This is a genomic window from Angustibacter sp. McL0619 (assembly GCF_049994355.1).
In the GTDB taxonomy this organism is placed as follows: domain Bacteria; phylum Actinomycetota; class Actinomycetes; order Actinomycetales; family Angustibacteraceae; genus Angustibacter.
Genome location: NZ_CP188257.1, coordinates 1,762,576 through 1,778,558, shown reverse-complemented (window position 1 = coordinate 1,778,558; position 15,983 = coordinate 1,762,576). Strand labels below are relative to the sequence as shown.

Genomic DNA, 15,983 nt, shown 5'->3' with positions numbered 1-15,983 from the left:
CGGTCCTTGCCCGCGGACCTTGGCCCGGACCAGCAGGAAGCCCAGCACGGCGATGTTCGCCACGACGAGCACGACCATCAGCAGCGTCATCAGGGGGTCGAGGTCGCTCATCAGACCAGCTCCTCCGTCCCGGCGCGGCGGATGTAGATGGACACCAGCAGCACGATGGACAGCATCAGCACGAAGGACAGGGCTGCCGCCGTCGGGTAGTCGAGCACGCGCAGGAACTGTCCGTCGATGACCTGGCCGATCATGGTGGTGTTCGTGCTCCCCAGCAGCTTGGAGTTGATGTAGTCGCCGGCGGCGGGGATGAAGGTGAGCAGCGTGCCGGCGACCAGGCCGGGCAGGGACAGCGGGAACGTGATCTTCCGGAACCCGGTGAACGGCGAGGCGTACAGGTCGCCGGCCGCCTCCAGCAGGCGCGGGTCGAGCCGCTCCAGGCTGGCGTACAGCGGCAGCACCATGAACGGCAGGAAGTTGTACGTCAGACCGGCGATGACGGCGAACTTGGACGCCATCAGCTGGTCGTTGCTGGTCAGCCCCAGGAACTGCAGCAGGTCGATCAGGTGCGTGACCTGGAAGAACTTCACGACCGGGCTGCTGTTGGACAGGATGGTCTGCCAGGCCAGCGTCCGGATCAGGAAGCTGGTGAAGAACGGTGCGATGACGAGCACCAGCAGGAAGTTCTTCCACTTGCCCGACTTGAAGGCGATCGCATAGGCGAGCGGGTAGCCGATCAGCGCACCGGCGATCGTGGCGGACGCCGCGTAGCCGAACGAGCGCAGGAACTGCGGCCAGTAGTTCTGCAGGGCGTCCACATAGGTCTGGAAGTTCCAGGTCAGGGCGTAGCCCTGCTCCAGCGAACCGGTCTGCAGCGAAGTCGAGGCCAGGAAGACCATCGGGATGGCGAAGAAGATCGCCAGCCAGAGCATGCCCGGCAGCAGCAGCAGGTACGGCGTCAGCCGGCGCCTGCCCGGCGCCTCGGCGACGTCCGCCGGAGGTGGCCCGGCGCCCGGCGCGACAGGAGTGTGCGCGACGGCGGTCATGACGAGGTGCCTGCCAGCACGGCGTCCCCGGCCTCGTTCTCCTCACCGGCGTGCGCGTCCTGCGCCGCGTCGAGGGCGAAGCCGTGCTGCGGCGCCCACTGCACCGTCACCTGGCCGCCCGGCCGCAGCGGCGCGGTGCCGTCGTTCTGCTGCACGACGGTGATCTCCTGGCCCCAGCCGAGCTTGACCAGGTACTGGGTGGACACGCCGGTGAACGAGGCGTCGGTGACCAGACCGGAGATCCGGTTGCCGGTGGCCGCGGTGCTGTCGTCGCAGATCACGAGCTTCTCAGGCCGGACGCCGAACCAGACGTCCCCGCCGTTGGCCGCGCAGCGCGCGCGCGGCAGCCGCAGCCGGTCGCCCTGGACGTCGATCACCAGGTCGTCGCCATCTGTGCCGGACACCTTGCCGGGCAACAGGTTCGACTGCCCGAGAAAGTTGGCCACGAAGGTCGTGCTGGGGCGCTCGTACAGCGTGGCCGGGTCGCCGAGCTGCTCGATCAGGCCCTGGTTCATCACGGCGATGGTGTCGGCCATGGTCATGGCCTCCTCCTGGTCGTGCGTGACGTGCACGAACGTCAGGCCGACCTCGAGCTGGATCCGCTTGAGCTCGATCTGCATCTGCCGTCGCAGCTTGAGGTCGAGCGCTCCGAGCGGCTCGTCGAGCAGCAGCACGGACGGGCGGTTCACGATGGCCCGGGCCAGGGCGATGCGCTGCTGCTGACCACCGGACAGCTGACCGGGACGGCGCGCGGCCAGGTGCGCGAGCTGGACCAGCTCGAGCGCCTCCATCGCAGTCGTCCGGGTGTTCTTCTTGCCGCGCCGGCGCAGGCCGAACTCGACGTTCTCGATGATGTTCAGGTGCGGGAACAGTGCGTAGCTCTGGAACACGGTGTTGACCGGGCGCTGGTACGGCCGGGCCTCGGTGTAGTCCTGGTCGCCGATCATCACCGTGCCCGCGGTCGGCCGCTCGAGTCCGGCGACCATCCGCAGGGTCGTGGTCTTGCCGCAGCCCGACGGTCCCAGCAACGCGAAGAACGAGCCCTGCGGGATGATCAGGTCGAGGTTGTCCACCGCCACGAAGTCGCCGAACCGCTTGGTGAGCGACTGCAGCTGCAGGTCCCCACCGGGGTCTTCCTTGATCTGTGCCATTGTCATGCCCCGATCAGTGCCTGGAACTTCTGGTTGTACAGGGTCTCCTGCGCCTCGGTCAGGCCCTTGAAGACGTGCGACTTGGCGAGCACCGCGTCGCTGGGGAAGATCAGCGGGTTGTTCGCGACGTCCGGGTCCTCGGCGAGCAGGACGGCCTTGGAACCCTTCACCGGCGAGATGTAGTTCACGTAGTCCTCGACCGCCGCCATCACCTTCGGATCGTAGTAGTAGTTGATCAGCGTCTCGGCGTTCTTCTTGTGCTGCGCCTGGTTCGGGATCACGAAGTTGTCGGACCAGATCATGTGCCCAGTGGATGGCAGCACGTAGCCGAGCGCCGGGTTGTCGGCCTGCAGCTGGACGACGTCGCCGGTCCAGGCGATGCAGGCGGCGATGTCGCCGGCCGCGAGCGGCTTGCCGTACTCGTTGCCGGTGAACCCGCGCAGCTGCCCGGCGTCCTTGGCCTTCTTGATCTCGTCGATCGCGGCATTGAAGTCGGCGTCCGTGAAGTTGGCCGGGTCCTTGCCCATGGCCAGCAGGACCAGCCCGACGGTGTCGCGCATCTCGGTGAGCAGCGTCACCTTGCCCTTGAGCGAGGGGTCGGTCAGCAGCTGGTCGATGCTCTCGATCTTCTTGCCGCCGGTGGCCTTGGGGTTGTAGGCGATACCCGTGAAGCCGCTCTGCCAGGGCAGCGAGTACTCGCGACCCGGGTCGAACTCGACCTGGGTGAGCGCCGTCTCGAGGTTCTTGGCGTTCGGGATGTTCGCCTTGTCGAGCTTCTGCACCCAGTTCAGCCGGATCAGCCGGGCGACCATCCAGTCGGTGCTGCACCACACGTCACGGCCGGTGTCCTGGCCTGCCTGCAGCTGCGGCTTGACCTTGGCGAAGAACTCGTCGTTGTCGTTGTAGTCCTCGGCGTAGGTCACCTTGATGCCGGTCTGCTTCTCGAAGGCGTCCAGCGTCGGGTGCTTCTGCGTCTTGTCGTCGACGTCGATGTACTCCGGCCAGTTCGACCAGTGCACGACCTTCTCGGTGGCGGAAAGGTCCTTGGCCGCCTGGTCGGACGCGGCGGTCTTGGTCGCCGTGCCCTTGGTGCCGCAGGACGCCAGCGCCGTGGCCAGTCCGAAAGCGCCCACCGAGCTGAGCAGGGTGCGACGGCTGAGCGTGCCGCGTGCCAGTGCGACCTTCATCGGGTCGGGGGTCGGTCGGGGGCTCATGGGGTGGGGTCCTTCCGGATGGGCAGCGGTGGGTCGGGTCACGATTGGTGGGTGAAGACGGTGCGATGCCAGGGTTTGCTCGCCACGCCGGTCTGGTCGGTCATCACGTGCTTGATGCTCGTGTACTCCTCGAGCGAGTAGACGCTCATGTCCTTGCCGAAGCCAGATGCCTTGACGCCCCCGTGCGGCATCTCGCTGATGATCGGGATGTGGTCGTTGACCCAGACGCAGCCGGCGCGGATCTCGCGGGTCGCCCGGCCGGCGCGCACGACGTCCCTGGTCCAGGCCGAGGCGGCCAGGCCGTAGGGCGTGTCGTTCGCCAGCTCGATCGCCTCGTCGTCGGTGTCGAACGGGACGGCGACCAGGACCGGCCCGAACACCTCGTCGTGCCAGATCGGCGCCGTCCGGTCGATCCCGGCAACCAGCGTCGGCGCGTAGTACGCACCGTGGGCCAGCGCGCCGCCGGGCGCCTCACCACCGCAGACGATCTTGGCGCCGAGCTCGCGGGCGCGCTCGACGTGCCCGGCGACCCGGGCCTGGTGGGCCCGGCTGATCAGCGGGCCCTGGTCGGTGGCCGGGTCGCGCGGGTCGCCGAGCCGGACGGCGGCCATCAGGTCCGCGACGCCGCTGACGAAGGCGTCGAACAGCGAGCGGTGCACGATCGCCCTGGTGGCGGCGGTGCAGTCCTGCCCGGTGTTGATCAGCGAGCCGGCGACCGCGCCGTGCACGGCGGCTTCGAGGTCGGCGTCGTCGAACACCACGAACGGTGCCTTGCCGCCGAGCTCGAGGTGCACCCGCTTGGCCGTGTGGGACGCGAGCTCCATCACCCGCTGCCCGACCCCGGAGCTGCCGGTGAACGACACCATGGCCACGCCCGGGTGTGAGACGAGGTGCTCGCCGACGTCCGGGCCGGTGCCCACGACGACGTTGACCACACCGTCGGGGATGCCGGCGCGCTGGGCGGCCTCGGCCATCATCAGGGTGGTCAGCGGGGTGAGCTCGCTGGGCTTGAGCACGATCGCGTTGCCGGCGGCCACCGCGGGGAGCATCTTCCAGGCGGCCATCTGCAGCGGGTAGTTCCACGGCGCGATCGAGCCGACGACGCCCAACGGCTCGCGGCGGACGGCAGAGGTGTGGTCGGCCGAGTACTCCCCGGCTGCTCGGCCCTCGAGGACCCGCGCGGCGCCGGCGAAGAAGGCGGTGTTGTCGATGGTGCCCGGGACGTCGAACTCGCGGCTGAGCCGGATCGGCTTGCCGGTCTGCGAGGTCTCGACCTGGGCGAGCTCCTCGGCCACCGCGTCCAGCTCGGCGGCCCAGCGATGCATGGCGGTGGAGCGCTCCGCCGGGGTGGCCGCACCCCAGTCGCGCTGGGCGCGGGTCGCCACGTCGACGGCGGTGTCCACGTCGGACGCGCCAGCGAGCGCAACGATCTGCACGACCCGGTCGGTCGAGGGGTCGATCACTGGGTGCTCGGGCGCCGAGTCGCTCAGCGGCGCGGTGCGCCGTCCGTCGATCCACTGGTGACCACCGGTCGAATCCGCCACGCCACCTCCTAGTCCTGCACTCGAGAGCAACCCTTCGTGCGCCGATCCTGACACGCCGCCTCGGTCCATTCAAGGCTATTCAAGTGATTTCGTGGTCTGAACACGTTACCTCAACGAAATCTAGCGTCGAACTGGGCGACGACCAGCGACCACCGTTGTACCAGCGCCCACTGTCCCCGCTACCGTGGTATGCAGAGTGACTGCTCTCGGACCGCCCAGGCGACACACTGTCGAGGGCGTCCGCCCGACTCGGAGGCGACCCTCATGCTCCCCACGCTGGGCACCGTGCTGGCGCTGCCGGTGCTCGCCGCCGGCAAGCCGAACGTGGTCGCCGGCGCCGAGCACCTGGACCACCAGGTGCGGTGGGCCCACGTGGCCGAGGTGGCCGACATCGGCGACCTGCTGCGCGGGGACGAGCTGATCCTGACCACCGGGGTCGCGCTGCCGCGCACGGACGACGGCATCGTGGCCTTCGTGCAGGGCCTGGCCGCGCTGCCGGTCGCCGGGCTGGTGGTCGAGTTGGGCCGGGCCTACGCCGGGCGGCTGCCGACCGCCATGGTGCGGGCAGCGGCCAAGTTCGGCCTGCCCCTGGTGGAGCTGACCCGCCCGGTGGCGTTCATCGAGGTGACCGAGGCGGTCCACTCGCTGGTGATCGACGAGCAGATCAGCTCGCTGCGACAGGCGCAGGCGTTGCACGAGACGTTCACCGAGCTGGCCGTGGAGGGCGCGGACACCGCCGAGGTGGTCCGGCAGGCCGCTCGGATGGCCGGCGCACCGGTCGTCCTGGAGACACCAGGGCACCTGGTCGTCGAGCACGACGCGGCGGGCGCGGACGAGGCGGCGCTGCTGGCCCGGTGGCAGCAGCGGTCGCGGGCCGTGCGGGTCCCCGGGCGGGCGGGCGTGGACCCGGCGTCCGGCTGGGTGGTCGCCACCGTCGGGGCGCGCGGCGAGGACTGGGGGCGGCTCGTGCTGGTCCGGGATGCCGACGACCCGCGACCGCACGACCTGATGCTGGTCGAGCGCACCGCGACGACGTTGGCGCTGCAACGGTTGATCACCCGCGATCGCGAGGGACTGGAGCGCCAGACACACCGCACGCTGCTCACCGCCCTGATGGAGCACCAGCACCCGGATGCCGAGATCGGGCTGCGCGCCCGGGCACTCGGGGTGACGCTGGACGGACGCCGGCTGCTGGGCGCCGTGGTGCGCTGGCGGGAGGGCCGCTCGGCGACGACTCTCGCCACGCAGGCCAGACTGCGCGACCTCGCGGACGCGGTCGCCCAGGCCGCCCGGGATGCGTCCGCGGCCGCACTGGTCGGCGCGATCGACGACCGCAGCGTCGGACTGCTGGTGGCGTTGGACCGGCGAGACGACGACGCCACGGTGCTCGACTCGTTGGGTCGGGCGATCGAGCGCGTGGTGCGCTATCGGATCCCCGCCGCCGGCGCCGAGCAGCTCCTGCTGGCGGCCGGCACGGTGGTCGCCGGCCTGCGCGACGCCCGCCGCAGCGTCGTCGAGGCCCAGCAGGTCGCGGACGCCGCCGCGCACCTGCCGCGGGTCAGCGGTTTTCTGAGGCTGCACGACGTGGGCGTGCGCGGACTGCTGTCGCTGCTGCGCGACGACCCTCGGATCGAGACCTTCACCGAGCGCGAGCTGGGTCCGCTGCTCGACCGGGACGACGACCTGCTGTCTGTGCTGCGTACCTACCTGGCCAACGGCCGCAACAAGTCGGCGGCCGCCGCGGCGATGCACCTGTCCCGCCCGGCGTACTACGACCGGCTCACCCGGCTGGCGTCGGTGCTCGACGCCGACCTGGACGACGTCGAGACCTGCCTCGCGCTGCACGTGGCGCTGCTGGCTCGCGACACCCGCTGAGCCGCGCCGCCCCCTCTGCCGTTGATCACGTTAGGCAGCGTTGGGCCCACTTATGCAGGGCCCTGCGCATGGAGAGGTGGCATCAGTTCTCGACTGGTGAGTCATGGACGGCGTGTTGGCAGCGGCTTCGGTGATACACGGACTTATCGAGAGCTAGTGCTACCTCTCGAGGGCTCTGCGCCTGCATAAGTAGGCCTAGCGCTGCCTAACGTGATCAGCGGCCAGTGCGGCGGCGGCCAGTGCGGCGGCGTGCTCAGGGCTGATCGGCGAAGAGCAGGCCACCCTTGACCAGCCAGGCGAAGGAGAACGCCAGCGAGGCGACGGTCTCGCACCAGAACAGCAGGTGGACCGGCGACCGCAGCAGGGCGAGTGCCACGGCCATGGCGAGGACGACCAGCACCCCGCAGACCCGGTAGATGCTGTTGCGCAGCGCCTTCGGGCTCCCGGGCTCGACCGGCGCATCGCTGCGGGTGAAAAGGAAGTACGAGAAGTAGGCCAGCACCAGGTAGAAGCCGCCTGCGGCCACGCCGTGCGCGATGGTCCAGAACGTGTCCGGTGCACCCGGGGCCGCCGTCGGGCTGAGCGCCACGATGACCACGAGGATGGCCGCCAGGGTGCTCAGCCAGTTGTCCCGCCGCGCATAGCGGTAGGAGAACAGGAAGACGCCCTGGGCGCAGAGCGTGCCGACCAGCACGTTGCGCATCGGGGTGTAGTAGAAGGCGCTGATGGACGGCGGCAGCCGGTGGTCGCCGAAGAAGAACCGGCTGACGAACAGGAGGACGGGCAGCGCCGCTCCCAGCACGCCGACCGACAGCCGCACCCCGAGGTAGGACAGCACCCACTCGGACTCGTCGGGCGGTGGGGTCAGGGCTGCAGGGTCCGCGGCAGGGTCGGCGCTCGTCATGCCTCAGCATGGACAGTCGGACGGCCGACGTCGAGGACATCGCTACCCTGCGGCAATGCCCAGCGACAGCGGCACCCACGAGCTGGCCACGGCGCTCAACCTCATCGACCGTTTCGTGGCGGTGCGCGACGTGCCAACCCTGACGGGCGCTGGGCTTGCGCCGGTGCTCGGGTCGGAGCAAGCCGACCTGCTCATGCTCTTCGGAGCCTGCCCGCCCGGCGGTTGGGAGACCGCCGTCGCCGCTGTCCGGGGCGGCGCCGCAGCGCGGCTCATGCTGATCGGCGGCATCGGCCACACCACGGAGCACCTGTGGGGCGCCATGTGCGAACGGTTCCCCGGTCGGGAGTTCGCCGGACGGCCGGAGGCGGACATCATGGCCGAGTTCCTGTCCGAGGTGCACGGCCTCGACGACGTCCTGACCGAACGGCGATCGACCAACTGCGGCAACAACATCTCGCTGGCGCAGGACGTCGTCCGGCAGGCCGGCCTGGCCCCGCGCTCGGTGATCCTCGTGCAGGACCGCACCATGCAGCGGCGGATGAGCGCCGGCTTCGGTCGCCTCTGGACGCTCGGGCAGCCCACCCTCGTCAGCTTCGCGGCGTACGAGCAGGAGTTCACGGTCGTCGACGGCCGGCTCGCACACCTCCAGGACGTCTGGGGCTCGTGGTCGGTCCCGCGGTACGTCTCGTTGCTGCTGGGCGAGGTCGAACGACTCACCGACTCCCCCGAGGGCTACGGGCCTCAGGGCCGTGACTACATCGCGCACGTCGACGTCCCGGCGCAGGTGCAGGACGCCGCCGCCCTGGTCGCGCGCGCGACCGGAACCTCGGGCCGCGTCGCCGACGCCCGCTACGGCAGCGAGGTCTGACGGGACAGCGTTCAGCGGTTGAGCGCGGAGAACAGGTCGTAGACCATGAACGCCGGCCACACCAAACCCTGCAGCAGCGCCCCGACGTACTCCCAGAACGAGTCGGCCTGCTGCCAGAAGTACACCCAGGCGCCGAAGATGCCGAGCCCGTACAGGGCCCCGCCACCTGCCGCCGCCCCTCCCCCGCGGTTGTTGCTGCTCACGTGGCCGCCCTTCCTCGCGTCGTGCGGCCCAGCATGGCGCATGCAGCAGCGCGAACACTACCTACATGCACACCCCCATCCCCGGCCCGAATGGTTCGCTGGCGGTCGACCTGCGCTGGAGCGCGAGGGGCTGATGGCTCAGGTCTCGGTGACGGCCGTGAAGGCCGCCGTGAACTTGAGGTCCTCCGCGTCGGTGAGGTCGCGCTGCACCTTCAGGCGCTTCTTGGTGGCGTCGTCCGGGAACATCAGCGGGTTCTTCGCCAGGTCTGCGTCGATCTTCTGCATCTCCTCCTGGGCGCCTTCGACCGGAGGGATGTACTGCACCCAGGACGCCAGGGCCGCGGCCACCTCGGGGCGGTAGTACCAGTCGACCAGCTGCTCGGCGTTCGCCTTGTGCGACACCGGCGCCGGCATCATGCAGTTGTCCGACCACAGCTCCGCGCCCTGCTCCGGGACGACGAACTCCAGGTTCGGATCGTCCAGGGCCAGCTGCAGGACGTCTCCGCTCCAGGCGAAGCAGGCCGCGATCTGACCCTTGGCGAGCTGCGAGGTGTAGTCGTTGCCGGTGAACGCGCGGATCTGCCCCTTGTCCACCTGCTCCTTCAGGACGCCGAGCGCCTTGTCGAAGTCGGCGTCGGTGAACGTCGCGATGTCCATGCCGAGACCCAGCATGAGCAGCGGCATCGTCTCTTTCATGCCCGAGAACATCGTGACCTTGCCCTTGAGGTCGGGGCGGAACAGGTCGCTGACCTGGCGGATCGGCTCCTTGACGAGCTTCTTGTTGTACGCCAGGCCGGTCATGCCCGAGGCCCACGGCACGGAGAACTTGCGCCCCGGGTCGAACGAGACCTGACGCAGCTGCGGCAGCAGGTTCGTCGCGACGTTGGGCATCGTGGAGTGGTCGAACTGGGTGACCCAGTGCTGGCGCATCATCCGGGCCGACATCCAGTCGCTGACCACGAACAGGTCCCGCCCGATGTCCTGACCGTTGGACGCGGCCGGCCGGATCTTGGCGAAGAACTCCTCGTTGTCGTTGATGTCCTCGGTGTACTGGACGGCGATCCCACTCGCCTTGGTGAACGCGTCCAGGGTCGGGCGCTTGCCGTCGTCGTCGTCGCTGACGTCGATGTACTGCGGCCAGTTGGAGAACTTGACCAGCTTCTCGGTCGCGGACAGGTCCGGCGTCGTGGCCGGGCCGGACGAACGCGAGGTCCCCTTCGTGCCACAGCCGGTCAACAGCGCAGCCAGCGCGGCGGTGGATCCGCCGACGAAGGCCCTGCGGGACAGCGGACTCGAGCTCGGTGGCACCTCAGGAGTCCAGGTTCGCCATCACGTGCTTGATGCGGGTGTAGTCCTCGAAGCCGTACATGGACAGGTCCTTGCCGTAGCCGCTGTGCTTGAAGCCACCGTGTGGCATCTCGGCGACCAGCGGGATGTGCGTGTTGATCCAGACGCAGCCGAAGTCGAGCTTCTTGCTCATCCGCATGGCCCGCCCGAAGTCCTTGGTCCAGACCGAGGACGCCAGGCCGTACTGCACCCCGTTGGCCCAGGCCAGCGCCTGCTCCTCGTCGGTGAACCGCTGCACGGTGATGACCGGCCCGAAGATCTCGTTCTGGATCGCCTCGTCGTCCTGCTGCAGGCCGGAGACCACCGTGGGCTGCCAGAAGTACCCGTCGCCGAGTCCGTCGACCCGGGCACCACCCGCACCGAGCGAGGCGTGGTCGGGCAGCCGGTCGATGAAGCCGGACACGTGGCGCAGCTGGTTGGCGTTGTTGACCGGGCCCAGCAGTGCGTCCTCGTCGTCCGGCAGGCCGACCTTGGCGGCACGCGCCTGCTCGGCGAGCGCGGCCACGAAGTCGTCGTGGATGCCGGGGCCGGCGAGCACTCGGGTGGCGGCCGTGCAGTCCTGCCCGGCGTTGAAGTAGCCCGCCACGGCGATCGCCTCCGCGGCGGCCTCCAGGTCGGCGTCGTCGAACACCACGACCGGCGCCTTGCCGCCCAGCTCGAGGTGCACCCGCTTGACGTCCCGCGAGGCGACCTCCGCGACCTGCATGCCGGCGCGCACGGAGCCGGTGATCGACACCATGGACGGAATCTTGTGCTCGACCAGAGCGCGGCCGGTCTCCCGGTCACCAGTGACCACGTTGAGCACACCCGGGGGCAGGAACTCGGCGGCGATCTCGGCCATCAGGAGGGTGGTCTCAGGGGTGGTGTCGCTCGGCTTGAGGACCACCGTGTTGCCCGCCGCCAGCGCGGGGGCGAACTTCCACACGGCCATCATCATCGGGTAGTTCCACGGCGTGACCTGGCCGATGACGCCGATCGGCTCGCGACGGATCCACGAGGTGTGGCCGCTGAGGTACTCGGCCGACGCGCGGCCCTCGAGCACCCGGGCGGCACCGGCGAAGAAGCGGATCTGGTCCACCATCGGCGGAATCTCCTCGCTCGCGGTGAGCGCGAAGGGCTTGCCGGTGTTCTGCGCCTCGAGCCTGACCAGCTCGTCGGCACGGGCCTCGATGGCGTCCGCGATCTTGAGCAGGGCCTGCTGGCGCTCGCTCGGCGTGGTCTGTCCCCACTGCTCGAACGCTGCCGCGGCGCTCGTGTACGCACGGTCGACGTCCTTCGCGGTGGACACCGGGGCGTGCGCGACGACCCGCGCGGTCGTGGGGTCCACCAGGTCGCTGGTGGCGTCACCGAGGGTGTCGACGTACTCGCCGCCGACGAAGTTGCGAAGTGCGCGCGGTGCGGAGGTGGTCGGGACGCTCACAGCGGCTCCTGTTCATGACACGGATCTGGCGAGATGGCGACACTAGCGCGCTAGGGCCGGTATCGACAGTACAGGACGCGCGACTCGTGGGAATCAGTCGTCAAATGACACTCTGGCGACGGATTCACTTGCAAGCGGGCTTGCTATGCGGGACCATCGGCCAGTGACCAACCGAACCGGCAACGGCCATCTCCTGGACGACGTGTCCAAACGGATCATCGAGCAGCTCCAAGAGGACGGTCGCCGGCCGTACGCCGCGATCGGCAAGGCGGTCGGGCTGTCCGAGGCCGCCGTCCGGCAGCGCGTGCAGCGGATGCTGGACGCCGGGGTCATGCAGATCGTCGCGGTTACCGATCCCTTGCAGGTCGGGTTCAGCCGCCAGGCCATGATCGGCGTCCGCGCCGAGGGTGACCTGAGCGCCGTGGCGGACCGACTGGCTGAGATGCCAGAGGTCGACTACGTCGTCGTCACCGCGGGCAGCTTCGACCTGCTGGTCGAGGCCGTCTGCGAGGACGACGACGCCCTCCTCGAGCTGATCAGCTCGAGGATCCGCACCGTCACGGGCGTTCGGAGCACCGAGACGTTCGTGTACCTGAAGCTGCGCAAGCAGCTCTACAACTGGGGAACCCGATGACGAGCACACCGCAGGACGTCGACGTTCCTGCCACCGCCACCAGCACCACGCCGCGAGGCACGCCGCGCAGCGACGCCGCACGCGACCACCTCTGGATGCACTTCACCCGGCACTCGACGTACGAGGCGGGCGGACAGGTGCCGGTCATCGTGCGGGGCGAGGGCGCGTACATCTGGGACGACGCCGGCCGCAAGTACCTCGACGGGCTGGCCGGCCTGTTCACCGTCCAGGTCGGTCACGGCCGCACCGAGCTGGCCGAGGCGGCGCGCAAGCAGGCCGAGCAGCTGGCGTTCTTCCCGCTGTGGTCCTACGCCCATCCGGCCGCGATCGACCTGGCCGAGCGGCTGGCGTACCAGACGCCTGGCGACCTGAACCGGGTGTTCTTCACCACCGGTGGCGGCGAGGCGGTCGAGACGGCCTGGAAGCTGGCCAAGCAGTACTACAAGATGGTCGGCAAGCCCACCAAGCACAAGGTGATCAGCCGCAACGTCGCCTACCACGGCACGCCCCAGGGTGCGCTGTCCATCACCGGCATCCCGGACGCCAAGGTGCCCTTCGAGCCGCTGGTACCCGGCGCGCACAAGGTGCCGAACACCAACCTGTACCGCGCGCCCGAGCACCTGCGCGCGGACGCCAAGGCGTTCGGCCGCTGGGCCGCCGACCGGATCGCGGAGGCCATCGAGTTCGAGGGCCCCGACTCGGTCGCAGCCGTGTTCCTCGAGCCGGTGCAGAACTCCGGCGGCTGCTTCCCGCCGCCCCCCGGCTACTTCGAGCGGGTTCGCGAGATCTGCGACGAGTACGACGTCCTGCTGGTCAGCGACGAGACGATCTGCGCGTTCGGCCGGATCGGCGAGATCTTCGCCTGCAACGACTTCGGCTACGTGCCCGACATCATCACCTGCGCCAAGGGGATGACCTCGGGGTACTCGCCGATCGGCGCGATGATCGCGTCGGAGCGGCTGTTCGAGCCGTTCAAGCATGGCCACGAGTCGTTCCTGCACGGGTACACCTTCGGTGGCCACCCGGTCTCGGCGGCGGTCGCGATGGCGAACCTGGACATCTTCGAGCGTGAGGGCCTGACCGCGCACGTGCACGAGAACGCCCCGCGCTTCCGTGCGGCGCTGGAGAAGCTGACCGACCTGCCGATCGTCGGTGACGTGCGCGGCGAGGGCTTCTTCTACGGCATCGAGCTGGTCAAGGACAAAACGACCCGCGAGACCTTCAACGACGACGAGGCCGAGCGGCTGCTGCGCGGGTTCCTGTCCAAGGCGCTGTTCGACGCGGGCCTGTACTGCCGGGCCGACGACCGCGGCGACCCAGTGATCCAGCTCGCACCGCCGATCATCATCGGGCAGACCGAGTTCGACGACATCGAGCAGCGGCTGCGCGGCGTGCTCACCGAGGCGTGGTCGCGACTGTGAGCGTCCTGCTGTGAGCTCCAGGCAGCCGGCGCCCCGCACCCAGGTGCGCCGGCTGCCGGACAAGCAGCTGCACGACGTGGCCGAGCGAGACCGGGCACTGGACACCGCGCTGGTCGCGCACATCGCCGTGGTCAGCGACGGGCAGCCCTTCGTGCTGCCGGTCGGCTTCGCCCGCGACGGCGAACGGCTGATCGTGCACGGCAGCAACGCCTCTCGACTGTTCCGCTCCCTGGCTGGCGGCGCGCCCACCTGCCTGACCGTCACGCTCGTCGACGGTCTCGTACTGGCTCGCAGCCAGTTCGAGTCCTCGATGCACTACCGCAGCGTGATGGTGTTCGGCAGCTGCACCGAGCTGCACGGCGAGCAGAAGTCCGCCGCCCTGGCGACCTTGACCGAACGGCTGATGCCAGGCCGGGGCATCGACGCGCGCCCGCCCTCGCCGAAGGAGCTGGCCGCCACGTGCGTGCTGGCGATCCCGTTGCAGGAGTGGTCGATGAAGGTGTCCGCCGCTCCCCCGGACGACGACCCGGCCGACCTGGACCGACCGGTCTGGGCGGGCGTCGTCCCGATGGAGCACCGGTTCGCCGAGCCCGTTGACGCACCCGACCTGCGCGCGCCATACCCCGTGCCGCAGTATGTGCGGTCCTGGCCGGCGGGAAGGCACTGAGGTGAGTGCACCCCAGGAGACGCTCTGGCAGTCCACGATCGGCGCGAACACCGACCAGCGCCCGGCCCTGGACGGCGACACCACCGCGGACGTATGCATCGTCGGGGCCGGCTACACGGGCCTGTGGGCCGCCTACTACCTGCGCCGGCGCGACCCCTCGCTCGACGTCCTGGTGGTGGAGGCGAACAGCGCCGGTTTCGGAGCCAGCGGACGCAACGGCGGTTGGTGCTCAGCGCTACTGCCGCAAGGGGTCCAGGCCATGGCTCGGCGGCACGGGCGGCCTGCGGCCCTGGCCATGCGCGCGACGATGGTCGACACCGTCCAGGAGGTCGAGGACGTCGTGCGCGCGGAGCGGATCGACTGCGACTTCCGGCGCGGCGGAACGGTCGTGGTCGCCCGCAACCCGGCCCAGCTCGCCCGCGCCCGGGCCGAGGTGGCACACGACCAGGAGTGGGACGGCGTGGACGGCCTGCAGCTGCTGGACGCCGCGCAGACGCGTGAGCGGATCGGTGTCGCGGACGCGCTGGGGGCCACGTACACGCCGAACTGCGCCAGGATCCAGCCGGCCAAGCTCGCCCGAGGCCTCGCCCAGGTCGTCGAGCGCAACGGCGCCCGGATCGTCGAAGGCACCAGGGCGACGTCCGTGCGCGCCGGGGCCGTCGAGACCGAGCAGGGCACCGTCCGGGCCCGGCACGTGCTGCGCGCCACCGAGGCGTGGACGCCCGCGCTGCACGGCCACCGCCGCGAGGTGGTGCCGGTCTACTCGCTGATCATCGCCACCGAGCCGCTGCCCCAGGCGTTCTGGGCCGAGGCCGGGCTGGCCAGCGGTGAGACCTTCAGCGAGCACCGGCATGTGATCGTCTACGGTCAGCGCACCGCCGACGACCGGCTGGTCTTCGGCGGCCGGGGCGCGCCGTACCACTACGGCTCGGCCGTGCGACCCCAGTTCGACCAGGAACCTGCGGTCTTCGCCGCGCTGCAGACCGCGCTCGTCGACCTGTTCCCGACCGTCGAGGGCGCCGAGATCACGCACCGATGGGGTGGACCGCTCGCGATCGCCCGGGACTGGCACGCCAGCGTCGGTTACGACCCGGCTTCCGGGCTCGGCGCGGCCGGTGGGTACGTCGGGGACGGCGTCTCCACCACCAACCTCGCCGGGCGGACGCTGGCCGACCTGGTCACGGGCAACGAGAGCGAGCTGACCAGGCTGCCGTGGGTTGGCCACCGCTCCCGGCACTGGGAGCCGGAGCCGCTGCGCTGGCTCGGCGTGAACGCCGGCCTGCGGCTGGCTCAGCTGGCCGATGCCGAGGAGGCCCGGACCGGACGGCCCGCCCGCCTCGGGAAGGTACTGGCGGCGCTGACCGGACACTGATGTCATAGGGGGATGGAGCTGGACGGGTTCATCGAGATCTTCAACCCCGGCCACAAGCACCTGCGCGAGGAACGGGACCGCAAGCGCATCGAGGCGCAGATCCCGAAGTCGGAGGGCAAGCCGTTCGGCATCGACCTGGACGGCGGTGTGGCCCGGATTCCCGCGCCGCCCAAACCGGCTTCCCCGGACCAGCCCTCGTCACCAGACGAGCCGTCGTCACCAGACGAGCCGTCGTCACCAGACGATGCGGTCGCGCCCGGCTGACCTGGCGTCGTGAGCGCGTTCGGGCACCGCCACGGCCCGAGCCGCTGCCCACC

15 protein-coding genes are annotated in these 15,983 nt (G+C 69.9%); 7 read left to right on the top strand and 8 right to left on the bottom strand.

The genetic code is table 11. The features are described from left to right. Positions 1 to 110: 110 nt before the first annotated feature. The 4 genes from ACPPVT_RS08230 to ACPPVT_RS08215 are packed head-to-tail and all read right to left on the bottom strand — an operon-like array spanning position 111 to position 4,955. Positions 111 to 1,046, bottom strand: a complete 936-nt coding sequence (locus ACPPVT_RS08230; RefSeq protein WP_426566519.1) for an ABC transporter permease — start codon at positions 1,044 to 1,046, stop codon at positions 111 to 113. Then, the gene (locus ACPPVT_RS08225; RefSeq protein WP_426567092.1) at positions 1,043 to 2,197 is read right to left on the bottom strand and encodes an ABC transporter ATP-binding protein; all 1,155 of its coding nucleotides are present in this window, start codon (positions 2,195 to 2,197) and stop codon (positions 1,043 to 1,045) included. The genes ACPPVT_RS08230 and ACPPVT_RS08225 overlap by 4 nt, the downstream gene beginning before the upstream one ends. A gap of 2 nt (positions 2,198 to 2,199) precedes the next feature. Further along, the gene (locus ACPPVT_RS08220; RefSeq protein WP_426566518.1) at positions 2,200 to 3,411 is read right to left on the bottom strand and encodes a polyamine ABC transporter substrate-binding protein; all 1,212 of its coding nucleotides are present in this window, start codon (positions 3,409 to 3,411) and stop codon (positions 2,200 to 2,202) included. 38 nt (positions 3,412 to 3,449) lie between these two features. Continuing rightward, positions 3,450 to 4,955 carry a gamma-aminobutyraldehyde dehydrogenase gene (locus tag ACPPVT_RS08215; RefSeq protein ID WP_426566517.1) on the bottom strand — a complete coding sequence of 502 codons (1,506 nt, stop codon included), beginning with the start codon at positions 4,953 to 4,955 and terminating at the stop codon, positions 3,450 to 3,452. Between the two features lie 264 nt (positions 4,956 to 5,219). On the opposite strand from ACPPVT_RS08215, the gene ACPPVT_RS08210 reads away from it, so the two are divergent. Then, the gene (locus tag ACPPVT_RS08210) at positions 5,220 to 6,830 is read left to right on the top strand and encodes a PucR family transcriptional regulator (RefSeq protein ID WP_426566516.1); all 1,611 of its coding nucleotides are present in this window, start codon (positions 5,220 to 5,222) and stop codon (positions 6,828 to 6,830) included. Between the two features lie 253 nt (positions 6,831 to 7,083). On the opposite strand, the gene ACPPVT_RS08205 is transcribed toward ACPPVT_RS08210, so the two are convergent. Next, entirely contained in the window at positions 7,084 to 7,734 is a 651-nt protein-coding gene (locus ACPPVT_RS08205; RefSeq protein ID WP_426566515.1) for a DUF998 domain-containing protein, read from the bottom strand. Positions 7,735 to 7,789: 55 nt separating this feature from the next. On the opposite strand from ACPPVT_RS08205, the gene ACPPVT_RS08200 reads away from it, so the two are divergent. After that, positions 7,790 to 8,602 carry an ElyC/SanA/YdcF family protein gene (locus ACPPVT_RS08200; RefSeq protein WP_426566514.1) on the top strand — a complete coding sequence of 271 codons (813 nt, stop codon included), beginning with the start codon at positions 7,790 to 7,792 and terminating at the stop codon, positions 8,600 to 8,602. Positions 8,603 to 8,613: 11 nt separating this feature from the next. Here ACPPVT_RS08200 and ACPPVT_RS08195 read toward each other — a convergent pair whose 3' ends face one another. The 3 genes from ACPPVT_RS08195 to ACPPVT_RS08185 form a co-directional block, all read right to left on the bottom strand. Beyond that, positions 8,614 to 8,805: a hypothetical protein gene (locus ACPPVT_RS08195; RefSeq protein ID WP_426566513.1), complete on the bottom strand. Its 192-nt coding sequence runs from the start codon at positions 8,803 to 8,805 to the stop codon at positions 8,614 to 8,616. A gap of 138 nt (positions 8,806 to 8,943) precedes the next feature. Further along, positions 8,944 to 10,113: an ABC transporter substrate-binding protein gene (locus ACPPVT_RS08190; RefSeq protein ID WP_426566512.1), complete on the bottom strand. Its 1,170-nt coding sequence runs from the start codon at positions 10,111 to 10,113 to the stop codon at positions 8,944 to 8,946. A 1-nt stretch (position 10,114) separates the two neighbouring features. After that, entirely contained in the window at positions 10,115 to 11,572 is a 1,458-nt protein-coding gene (locus ACPPVT_RS08185; protein WP_426566511.1) for a gamma-aminobutyraldehyde dehydrogenase, read from the bottom strand. Positions 11,573 to 11,717: 145 nt separating this feature from the next. Here ACPPVT_RS08185 and ACPPVT_RS08180 point away from each other — a divergent pair, with 145 nt between their 5' ends. The 5 genes from ACPPVT_RS08180 (at position 11,718) to ACPPVT_RS08160 (ending at position 15,930) form a co-directional block, all read left to right on the top strand. Continuing rightward, positions 11,718 to 12,206: an Lrp/AsnC family transcriptional regulator gene (locus ACPPVT_RS08180; RefSeq protein WP_426566510.1), complete on the top strand. Its 489-nt coding sequence runs from the start codon at positions 11,718 to 11,720 to the stop codon at positions 12,204 to 12,206. Positions 12,207 to 12,301: 95 nt separating this feature from the next. Next, the gene (locus ACPPVT_RS08175) at positions 12,302 to 13,627 is read left to right on the top strand and encodes an aspartate aminotransferase family protein (RefSeq protein WP_426567091.1); all 1,326 of its coding nucleotides are present in this window, start codon (positions 12,302 to 12,304) and stop codon (positions 13,625 to 13,627) included. Positions 13,628 to 13,637: 10 nt separating this feature from the next. Beyond that, a complete protein-coding gene (locus ACPPVT_RS08170; RefSeq protein WP_426566509.1) occupies positions 13,638 to 14,294 on the top strand; it encodes a pyridoxamine 5'-phosphate oxidase family protein in 657 nt (218 codons plus the stop codon). Continuing rightward, a complete protein-coding gene (locus tag ACPPVT_RS08165) occupies positions 14,263 to 15,666 on the top strand; it encodes an NAD(P)/FAD-dependent oxidoreductase (protein ID WP_426566508.1) in 1,404 nt (467 codons plus the stop codon). The genes ACPPVT_RS08170 and ACPPVT_RS08165 overlap by 32 nt, the downstream gene beginning before the upstream one ends. 12 nt (positions 15,667 to 15,678) lie before the next feature. Next, complete coding sequence (locus ACPPVT_RS08160; protein WP_426566507.1) at positions 15,679 to 15,930, top strand: DUF6191 domain-containing protein; 252 nt, start codon at positions 15,679 to 15,681, stop codon at positions 15,928 to 15,930. The last annotated feature ends 53 nt before the right edge of the window (positions 15,931 to 15,983 follow it).